The 9,402-nt window shown below is 67.2% G+C and carries 10 protein-coding genes; all 10 read left to right on the top strand.

Going from position 1 to position 9,402, the window contains the following annotated elements; translation table 11 throughout:
* On the top strand, nt 1-441 hold a 441-nt coding region (locus RMO40_RS12195; RefSeq protein WP_309721276.1), incomplete at its 5' end, for a hypothetical protein.
* A gap of 43 nt (nt 442-484) precedes the next feature.
* Nucleotides 485-898 (top strand): prepilin-type N-terminal cleavage/methylation domain-containing protein, encoded by a 414-nt coding sequence (locus RMO40_RS12190; RefSeq protein ID WP_309721273.1) that lies wholly within the window; start codon nt 485-487, stop codon nt 896-898.
* Nucleotides 899-934: 36 nt separating this feature from the next.
* Entirely contained in the window at nt 935-1,420 is a 486-nt protein-coding gene (locus RMO40_RS12185) for a prepilin-type N-terminal cleavage/methylation domain-containing protein (RefSeq protein ID WP_309721270.1), read from the top strand.
* Nucleotides 1,374-2,003: a prepilin-type N-terminal cleavage/methylation domain-containing protein gene (locus RMO40_RS12180; protein ID WP_309721268.1), complete on the top strand. Its 630-nt coding sequence runs from the start codon at nt 1,374-1,376 to the stop codon at nt 2,001-2,003. The genes RMO40_RS12185 and RMO40_RS12180 overlap by 47 nt, the downstream gene beginning before the upstream one ends.
* 4 nt (nt 2,004-2,007) lie before the next feature.
* A complete protein-coding gene (locus RMO40_RS12175; RefSeq protein WP_309721260.1) occupies nt 2,008-2,853 on the top strand; it encodes a prepilin-type N-terminal cleavage/methylation domain-containing protein in 846 nt (281 codons plus the stop codon).
* Nucleotides 2,850-3,257 (top strand): hypothetical protein, encoded by a 408-nt coding sequence (locus RMO40_RS12170; RefSeq protein ID WP_309721258.1) that lies wholly within the window; start codon nt 2,850-2,852, stop codon nt 3,255-3,257. Before RMO40_RS12175 ends, RMO40_RS12170 begins: the two co-directional genes overlap by 4 nt.
* Nucleotides 3,254-5,794, top strand: a complete 2,541-nt coding sequence (locus tag RMO40_RS12165; RefSeq protein ID WP_309721255.1) for a DUF6701 domain-containing protein — start codon at nt 3,254-3,256, stop codon at nt 5,792-5,794. The genes RMO40_RS12170 and RMO40_RS12165 overlap by 4 nt, the downstream gene beginning before the upstream one ends.
* 124 nt (nt 5,795-5,918) lie before the next feature.
* Nucleotides 5,919-6,869, top strand: coding sequence for a PhnD/SsuA/transferrin family substrate-binding protein (locus tag RMO40_RS12160; RefSeq protein ID WP_309721251.1), 951 nt, complete (start codon nt 5,919-5,921; stop codon nt 6,867-6,869).
* A 3-nt stretch (nt 6,870-6,872) separates the two neighbouring features.
* Nucleotides 6,873-8,618 (top strand): diguanylate cyclase domain-containing protein, encoded by a 1,746-nt coding sequence (locus tag RMO40_RS12155; RefSeq protein ID WP_309721248.1) that lies wholly within the window; start codon nt 6,873-6,875, stop codon nt 8,616-8,618.
* Nucleotides 8,619-8,816: 198 nt separating this feature from the next.
* Nucleotides 8,817-9,402: cyclic di-GMP-binding domain-containing protein, MshE-related (locus RMO40_RS12150; RefSeq protein ID WP_489660151.1), on the top strand; the 586-nt coding region annotated here is incomplete at its 3' end.

Below are 9,402 nucleotides of genomic sequence, written 5' to 3'. Positions count from 1 at the left end.
ATGCTGCCGCGCGTCGCCCAGTTGCAGCACGCGGCGCGGGTGGGAAAGCTCAAGAGCCTTCACGGCGAGGTCTCCACTCGGGTAATGCTGGTGCACGCTGCAGCGCTCACCCGCCGCGGCCAACCCGACTCGCGGCCCTGTGCGGGCGGCGGCGTGGCAGACAACCGCCTCGAAGGCCCCGGCACGCTGTGCACCGAGCACGGCTTGGTGCGCATGCTGCACGCCTACCCCGCGGCGGACGCTGTCGGTAGCGCCCCCATGTTCCAGCCGCACGACCCTCTTCTATCGCGCGCCGACTACACCCTGCGCAGCACCGATGGCGCCATGCGCCTCGCCCGCATCGACGCAGCCGACCCGCAGCAATGCGGCTTCACCTACACCCAAGCTTTGGACGTCAAAACGGCGGCGTCCATCTCTGTCCCCGTGATCTCCGGATGCTGAGCCGTTGCATCCGTCCCTCTTTCGTTTCCCTAGGAGAACTTTCATGAACAAGCAACGTGGTTTCACCCTCATCGAACTGGTCGTGGTCATCATCATCCTCGGCGTGCTGTCGGCGGTGGCCGTACCCAAGTTCATCGACCTATCGACCGATGCGAAGAATGCCGCCGCCAAGGGCGTGGCTGGCTCGATCTCATCTGGCACGTCGATCAACTTCGCTGCCAAGGCGGCCGGCAACCTCAGCGCCGTCACGCTTGGCCAAGCCAACGTGTGCACCGCGACCCTCTTGCAGCCCTTCGTCAGCGGCATCACGCTGGTCGCCGCCACGCCGACCGGTGACAGCCAGTTCCTGGTCAGCGGCACCGGTGACTGCACAGGCACCTCGACCACCACAGTCAGCTGCTCCGTCACCGCGTCGGCTGGCGCCGCCCAGCCCGCCGCCGTGTTCTGCGCCCGCTGAGCTCGCTTCGCCAGAGCCATTGACCTGGCTCGCAGCATGCGCACGCAACGCGGCTTCACGCTGGCCGAGCTGATCATCGTGATGGTGCTCACCGGCATCCTGGCCTCGGTCGCGGTGCCGCGCATGTTCGACATGGACCAGTTCTCCGCCCGAGGCACCCGCGACTTCGTGGGTGCCTCGCTGCGTTATGCGCAGAAGTCGGCCATTGCGATGCGGCGCAACGTGTGCGTGTCGATCGCGGCCACGCAACTCACCATCACCTACGCCGGCACAAGCGGTGTCAATCAGGCCTGCCCCACCGGCAACACACTCGTCAACCCCGGCAACGGCCTGCCCTACAGCGACAGCAGCAACGCGCTGCCCACCAAAGCGCCGGTGGCCACACCGGCCAGCCTGATCTTCGACGCGCAAGGGCGCCCCTTGTCTGCACCGTCAACGCCGATGTTGTCGGCGCTTGCCATCTCGGTGACCGGCCATGCCACACCTCTCACCATCGAGCCGGAAACAGGCACCGTCCGCTGAGTTTCAGCGAGGCCTGAGCCTCATCGAGCTGGTCATGGCCATCATGATCATCAGCGTGTCGGTGGCCGGCGTGCTGATGGTCTTCAGCAGCACCGTGCGCGGCAGCGCCGACCCGATGGTGCGCAAGCAGGCCGTGGCCATCGCCGAATCCATGCTCAACGAGGTGCTGGCCCAGCCCTTCAGCTACTGCGACCCGCAAGACCCCGCCAACAACGCCGCCACGCCCCCGGCCAGCACGGCCGCGTGCACCGGCGGCGCGGCGGGCTCGCAAGACCGGGGTGGTGCTGCACTCGGCCCCCAGCCCGGCAGCGAAGGCCGCTTCAACAACGCCGACCCGCTCGACAACGTGGCCGATTACCACGGCTACACCATGGCCGCCGGCATCTACAGCCTGGACAACGGCGCCACGCCGGTCGCAGGCCTGGGCGCCTACTCGGCCAACGTCAGCGTGAGCCGTGTCGGAGCGAGCTTTGGCCTGCCCGCCGACGCCGTGTTGCGCGTGGTGGTGCAAGTCACCCGCCAGGGCGACAGCGTCAGCCTCACCGGCTACCGCTTCCGCTACGCCCCCAACAGCACCGGGTGATGTGATGCACCGCCAGCTCACCACCCGCCAACATGGCTTCACGCTGATCGAAGCGGTGATGGTCATTGCGCTCACCGGCATCGTCGGTGCGATGGTGGCGGTGTTCATCCGCCAGCCGATCAACGCTTATGTCGACACCGCCCGGCGCGGCGAGATGACCGATGAAGCCGATGCTGCCTTGCGCCGCATCGCCCGCGAGCTGCAAGCCGCGCTGCCCAACAGCGTGCGTGTCAACGCGGCCGGCAACCGACTCGAGTTCCTGCCCGTGCGGTCGGCCGGGCGCTACCGCGCCGCACCCAGCGCCGCGGGCATCGGTGACTTTCTCGACTTCGGCTCGTCCACCGACGGCAGCTTCGAGGTGCTCGGCCCGCCGGTCAGCGCGTTGGCCGCTGACCAGCTGGTGGTCTACAACCTCGGCCTCACCGGTGCCGACGCCTACGAGGGCACCAGCCGACGTGCGCTCACCAGCACCGGCGCCACGCTGGCCACCATCGGCTACACCGTGGGCGGCACGCAGTTCCCCTATGCCTCGCCCAACCACCGATTCCACATCGTCGGCCAACCCATCACCTACGCCTGCGACCCGCTGGCCGGTGGCGCAGGCAGCCTGCGCCGCTACAGCGGCTATGCCATTCAGGCGGCGCAACCGACCAACGTGAGCGGTGCGCCGCTGAGCACGCTCACCGGTGCCGACAACGCGTTGCTCAGCGGCTCGGTCGCTGCCTGTTCGTTCAGCTACAACACCGCCGGCTCGGCCCACAAGGCGGTGGTGACGCTGCGCCTCACCCTCACGCGCAGCGGTGAAAGCATCACGCTGATGCAGCAGGTCTCCGTGGAGAGCTCGCCATGACCCGCGCGCGGCAACAAACGGGCTTCGCCATGGTGTCGGCCATCTTCCTGATGGTGGTGCTGGCGCTGCTCGGCGGGCTGATGCTGTCGTTGTCGAACTCGCAGCAGATCAGCAGCGTGCGCGACCTGATGGGCACACGTGCCTACTACGCCGCGCGAGCCGGCATCGAGTGGGGCGCTTACCAGGCGCTGCAGGCGAGCAGCTGCCCGGTGTCCACCGCGCTGCCAGGCGCCGTGGCCGCCACCGGATTTGCGGTCGCGGTCGCATGCAGTGCGAGCGGCCCTTACGACGAAGGCGGCGTGAGCACCACGCTTTACCGCATCACCGCCACAGCCACCACCGGCACCCTGGGCCAGCATGACCACGCCGAGCGGCAACTTCAAGCCCTGGTGAGCCAGCCATGAAACACCTCACTCGCTTTCTGTTCGCGACCGTGCTGGCATGGCTCGCCGCCACGCCCTCGGCCTGGGCCCAGACCTACACCGCCACGGCCGACGCCACGACGCAGTTGGCCTACCCGTGGATCGACATCAGCACCACCGGCACGCAGTTGCCCCTGGCCGACGACGCCATCTCGGGTGACATTGCCCTGGGCTTCGGCTTCGTTTTCGGCAGCACCACCTACACCACCGTGAACGTCACGGCCAACGGCATGCTTCAGTTCGGAGCGGCCACCTCGGGCGGCTTTACCAACAGCGCGCTGCCGCTGACGGGCGGCGGCGCCGAGCCGAACATCGACGCGGCCATGTTGCCCTTGTGGGACGACCTGAACCCGAACGGCGACGGCAGCTTGATCCGGTACCGAAGCACCGGCGTGAGCCCGAACCGGGTTTTTGTCGTGTCGTGGCTGGCCGTGCCGTACTACTGCTCGAACACCGGCTCCACCTGCAACAACGGCCAGGACCAGACGCGGACCATCTCCGCGACCTTCCAGGTGCAGTTGCACGAGCAGGGCCACTTCGTGTACCGCTACGGCGTCGTGGACGGCTCAGGCGGCGCGCACACCGCTGGCCCCACGGTGTCCAACCCGGCGGGTGCCGTCGTCGGCTATGAACTGACAAACAGCGACTACGCGGAGTATTCCTTCCGCACCGCCAGCGTGCCCAACAACAGAACCATCCTCTGGCAGCGGCCCGTGAGCGCGGCCACGCCGGGCGGCTTCAACGCCTTCGACACCGGCACCGCGCCGGGCAGCATCACGGGGTTCATCCGGACCAAGATCGCGGGTACGGCGTTCAACCTGGCGGTGGTGGCGCTCAACAGCACCAGGACCGCGGTGCTGACCACCTTCACCGGAGACGTGAGAGTGGAGTTGCTCGACACCCGCGACAACAGCGGAACGCTGAACGCCACCACCGGCTGCCGCGCCACCTGGACCAGCGTGCTCTCCACCAGCACGCTCAACTTTGCCACCGGCGATGCCGGCCGCGACACCATCGCGCACACGCAGGCCAACAGCTGGCGCGACCTGCGGGTGCGCATCAGTTACCCAGCCACCGGCACCGCCACCGTGGTGGGTTGCAGCACCGACAACTTCGCCCTGCGGCCGGCGAGCCTGGCCAACCTGAACGCGACCGACGCCACGCTGCTGACCGCCGGCACCACACGCCCCCTGGACAACAGCGCGGCCACCGGCGGCAACGTGCACAAGGCCGGCCAGCCCTTCACCGTGCGTGCCACGGCGGTGAACGGCGCGGCCACACCGGTCACCACCAGCAACTACACCGGCACACCCACGGTGTTTGTCAGCGCGTGCAGCGGTGCGGCCTGCAGCGCCACGCTGGGCACACTGACCCTCACGCCCACTGCCGCGGCCGGTGTGATCGACACCGCCACCGCGAGCTACACCGAAGCCGGCGCTTTCAACCTGCAGCTGGTGGACAGCAGCTTTGCCAGCGTCGACGCGACCGACGGCTCGACACCGGCCGAAATGAGCGTCACCTCGGCCACCGTGACCGTCGGCCGCTTCGTGCCCGATCACTTCGACCTGGTGCTGTTGACGGCCCCGGTGCTGCGCACCTTCAACAGCAGCACCTGCAGCCCGCGCAGCTTCACCTACCTGGGCCAGCCTTTTGGCTACGCGACCGCGCCCCAAGCCACCGTGCTGGCGCGCAACGCAGCGGGTGCCACGACCGTCAACTACCCCAACGCCAAGTTGAGCGCGCTGGTGAGGTCACAGACCTACACGCCCCTGGTCGGCTCCACGCCGGGGCTGGACAGCAGCACCGCCACCTTGCCCAGCATCACCGCCAACGGCAATGGCACGGCCACCCTGGCTGCGCAGGCCAGCGACCTGCTGAGCATGGTGCGGCCCCCCACCACACCGATGGCGCCGTTCAACGCCAGCATCAGCCTCGCCTGGAGCGTGACCGACAGCTCAGAGACGGGCAGCGGCAACGGCAGCATCACGACGACCACGCCCTTGAACATGGCCAACATCGCGTTCGACCAGGGCAACGAGTTCCGCTTCGGCGTGTTGAAGTTGAGCAGCGCCTACGGCAGCGAATTGATCAACCTGGCGGTGCCGGTGGAGTTGCAGTACTGGAACGGCAGCAGCTTTGCGACCAACGCCGGCGACTCGTGCACTTCGTTGCCCTTGAGCAGCCTGGCCTTGGGCACCTACCGGGGCAACCTGGCGGCGTGCGAAACGGCACCCGGCTCGGCCAGTGTGGTGTTCACCAACGGGCGCGGCTTGCTGCGCATGCTGCCGCCGGGCAGTGGCAATGCCGGGAGTGCGGACGCCACGATCAACCTGGGGGCCGTGGCGGCGGGGCAGCAGTGCTCGGCCGTGGGGGCGGCCGCGACGCCAGCGGTGACTGCGGCGATGCCTTGGTTGCAGGGCCGGCGCACGGCGGCGGCCACCTACAACCAGGACCCCGTGGCGCGAATCAGCTTTGGGCAGTATCGATCGCCCTTGATTCACTTGCGTGAGGTGTATTGACCGCGCGGCCCGAACCCCAAAGCCCGGTAACAGATTGGTGAAATGTCCGGGTTTGCGGCTGTTTTTTGAGCGATCGCCCATGAAGTTGGCGCGCGAAGATCCGCGCAATTCACCAAGCCCCGACATGTCGCCCTCCCCCACCCCTGCCCGCTTTCTCGGTCACTGCGCGCGTCTCGGCTTGGGCGGTGCCATGGCACTGCTGGTGGCCGCATGCGGCCCCTCGCGAGACAAGGCCTACGAGCCCTCGTATGCCTCCGACGTGCCGGTTCAGCCGGGTCTCGTCTACGTGCTGGCCGTTCATCCCTTGCACAGCCCCAAGCGCCTGTTCGAGGTGTACCAGCCCTTGGTCGACCACGTGAACACGCGCCTGACCGGTGGCGCGCAAATTCGGCTGGAAGCTTCGGCCAACTACGCGGCGTTCGAAGACAAGCTCAAACGCCGCGAGACGCACATCGCCTTGCCCAACCCGTACCAGGCCCTCGAAGCCCAGAAGCATGGCTACCGCGTCTTCGCGAAGATGGGCGATGACGCCGACTTCCGCGGCATCATCCTCATGCGAAAAGACAGCCGGGTGGAGCGCCCCCGCGACCTGATCGGCAAGGCCGTCAGCTACCCCGCGCCGACCGCACTGGCCGCCACGCTGCTGCCACAAAGCTTCTTGCAGCAAAACGGGGTCAAGGTCGAACAAGAGCTCGACAACCGCTACGTCGGAACCCAGGAGAGTTCCATCATGAACGTCGCGCTCGGGCGCACTGCTGCGGGCGCCACCTGGCCCCAACCCTGGCGCGCGTTCGTGCGAGAGCACCCGCAGCTGGCCGACCAGCTCGAAGTGCGTTGGACCACGGAGTCGCTGGTCAACAACGCCCTGGTCGCCCGCGACGACCTGCCTCCCGCCTTGGTCGATCAATTGCGCAAGGCCTTGCTCGAGCTGCACCACAGCGGCGAAGGGCGCGACATCCTTGCGCGCATGGAGCTGAGCCGTTTCGAGCCCGCCACGGACAAGAGCTACGACGTGGTGAAAACCTTCATCGAACGCTTCGAACGGAACGTTCGGCTCATCAAGAAGCCGGGCTGAGCCATGAGCACCCTGTGGTCGCGTCGCCGCTCGATCCGCCAGGAGCTGGTGATCGGCGTGGCCCTGGTTCACGCCGTGCTGATGTCGGTCTTCGTGATCGACCTGGTGCTCAAGCAGCGTGACTTCCTGCGCCAGCAGCACGTACAACGCAGCACGGCGCTGGTGCAAGGCATCGCACGCCAGGCCACCGTCAACCTGCTGGCCGGAGACCTCGCGGCGCTGCAGGAAGTCATCAACGGCTTCAAGGGCTACCCCGAACTCCGCTATGCGACCGTGCTCGACCCGACGGGCAAGGTGCTCGCGCATTCGAAGCCCGAGCTCGCCGGCCTTTTCATGGACGATGAGCTGACCCGATCCATGATCACCGGCCCGCGTGCCGGGCGGGCCCTCGTCGACACCGCCGAGGTGCTCGACCTGGCCATGCCGATCGAATGGGACGCGCAACTTGTCGGCTGGGTGCGTTTTTCGGCTGGCACGCAAGCCGATGCGCAAAGCCTGCGCAGCGTGGCCAAAGAAGGTGTGCTGTACGCCTCGGTGGCCATCGCATTGGGCGTGATGCTGGCGCTGTGGATGGCGCGCACCACCACCAAGCGCCTGTACGCCCTGCTGAGCGTGGCCGAGGCCACGCGGGGCGGGCGCCGCGACGTGCGTGCACAAGCCGATGAGGTCAACGAGATCGGGCGCCTCGCCGGGTCGTTCAACACCATGCTCGACGCACTGCGTGAGCGCGAACAAGCGCTGGAACTCAGCAACCTCGAACTCGAACAACGTGTCGCCGCACGCACCGCCGCCCTGCTGGAAAGCGAGGAAAACCAGCGCGCCATCCTGGACCAGGCGAACGATGCCTTTGTCTCGATGGATTCCCAGGGTCGCGTGCTCGCCTGGAACGGCATGGCCGAGCACATCTTCGGGTGGACGCGACAAGAGGCCCTGGGCGCCGCGCTGTCAGAGATGATCATTCCCCCCGGGCTTCGCGATGCGCATCAGCGCGGCATGCAGCGCTACCTGAGCACGGGCGAAGCGCGGGTGCTGGATCGGCGTGTGGAGTTGACCGCCCGCCGCCGCGACGGGTCGGAATTCCCCATCGAGTTGAGCCTTCGTGTGCGTCGCCGCGGCAGCGATTGTTTCTTCGATGGCTTCCTGCGCGACATCAGCGAACGCAAGCTGATGCAGCAACAACTCGAAGATCAGGCCCTGCAAGACCCTCTGACTGCGCTACCAAACCGGCGTGCGCTGCTGGCGGAACTTCCCACCGCCATGGGGCGAGCCGAGCGCTCTCGGCAGGCATTGGCGGTATTGTTCCTTGACCTCGACGGGTTCAAAGGTGTCAACGACAGCCATGGCCACGACGCAGGCGACGAGGTGCTGCGGGAGTTCGCCAAACGGCTGCGTGCGGCCGTGAGATCGGTCGACAAGGTGGCGCGCCTGGCGGGCGACGAGTTCGTCGTGATTGCAGAAACGCTTGCCACGGCCAAGGACGCCCAGACCGTGGCCGCGAAGATCCTGGCCTCGGCGCGAGAGCCTTTTGTGCTGGGCCCGCACACCGCGCGTTTGTCATCGAGCATTGGCATCGGCTTGTACTTTCCGGGAAGCGGCCTCTCGCCCGACCAGATCTTGTCGCGCGCCGACGACGCGATGTACCAGGCCAAACGCAACGGCAAAGCGCAGTGGGTGGTCTGGAACTCCGAGGCGGCGACCCTCCAGGCTGAAACGACCCAGCCGCATGCGCCGGCGCAAGAGACCGCCTAGACGCCGCCGTCGCGCGTTCAGCGCCCTGCTGTCCGGGCAAACCGCCGCTTCGCGGGAATGACGAGCCCGTCAAGTCACCCGAACTGCAAGCCAAACCCCTCTCAATTTCCAGCTTCGCTCCCCAGGCCCGACTTCGACAATGTGCCAACCCACGGCCCCCACGCCGCATGGGCCTGTCAACGCGAGTCAGGATCGAACGTGCCGCCACCCGAAAAAATTCGCCTAGGCGACCTGCTCGTTCGCCAGGAGTTGATCACCGCCGAGCAGCTCACCGCCACGCTGGAGCAACAGCGCGCCAGCGGTCGCAAGCTCGGGCGCATTCTGGTCGACAGCGGCATCGTGACCGAGGAGCAGATCTCCGGCGCGCTGGCCCGCCAGCTCAAGATCCCCTACATCAACCTCAAGTCGCAAAGCCCCAACCAGGCGCTGGTGAACCTGCTGTCGGAAGCCCAGGCCCGGCGCTTTCGCGCGCTGGTGCTGGAAGACAGCAACGGCTTCCTGCGGGTGGGCATGGCCGACCCGAGCGACCTCTTCGCCTACGACGAACTCACGCGCATCCTGAAGCGAGAGATCGAGCACGCCGCTGTCACCGAAACGCAGCTGCTCTCGACCATCGACCGTGTGTACCGCCGCACGGGCGAGATCACGGCGTTGTCGCAAGAGCTGACCGCCGAGCTCGCCCAGACCGAAGCCGATTTCGGCAGCCTGCTGGGCACCGAAGCGGCGGTGAAAGACGCGCCGGTCGTCAAGCTCTTGCAGACCCTGTTCGAAGACGCCGCCCAGG

It is taken from the genome of Rhizobacter sp. (assembly GCF_031412075.1).
Lineage (GTDB): Bacteria > Pseudomonadota > Gammaproteobacteria > Burkholderiales > Burkholderiaceae_C > Rhizobacter.
The sequence above is the reverse complement of the archived record's forward strand: the minus strand, read 5'-3'. Positions and strand labels throughout refer to the sequence as shown.

Bases quoted from the DNA above. Each gene is read 5' to 3' on its own strand.
- RMO40_RS12165 (WP_309721255.1), top strand. From the start codon at position 3,254: ATGAAACACCTCACTCGCTTTCTGTTCGCGACCGTGCTGGCATGGCTC.
- RMO40_RS12160 (WP_309721251.1), top strand. From the start codon at position 5,919: ATGTCGCCCTCCCCCACCCCTGCCCGCTTTCTCGGTCACTGCGCGCGT.
- RMO40_RS12175 (WP_309721260.1), top strand. From the start codon at position 2,008: ATGCACCGCCAGCTCACCACCCGCCAACATGGCTTCACGCTGATCGAA.
- RMO40_RS12170 (WP_309721258.1), top strand. From the start codon at position 2,850: ATGACCCGCGCGCGGCAACAAACGGGCTTCGCCATGGTGTCGGCCATC.
- RMO40_RS12180 (WP_309721268.1), top strand. From the start codon at position 1,374: ATGCCACACCTCTCACCATCGAGCCGGAAACAGGCACCGTCCGCTGAG.
- RMO40_RS12185 (WP_309721270.1), top strand. From the start codon at position 935: ATGCGCACGCAACGCGGCTTCACGCTGGCCGAGCTGATCATCGTGATG.
- RMO40_RS12190 (WP_309721273.1), top strand. From the start codon at position 485: ATGAACAAGCAACGTGGTTTCACCCTCATCGAACTGGTCGTGGTCATC.
- RMO40_RS12155 (WP_309721248.1), top strand. From the start codon at position 6,873: ATGAGCACCCTGTGGTCGCGTCGCCGCTCGATCCGCCAGGAGCTGGTG.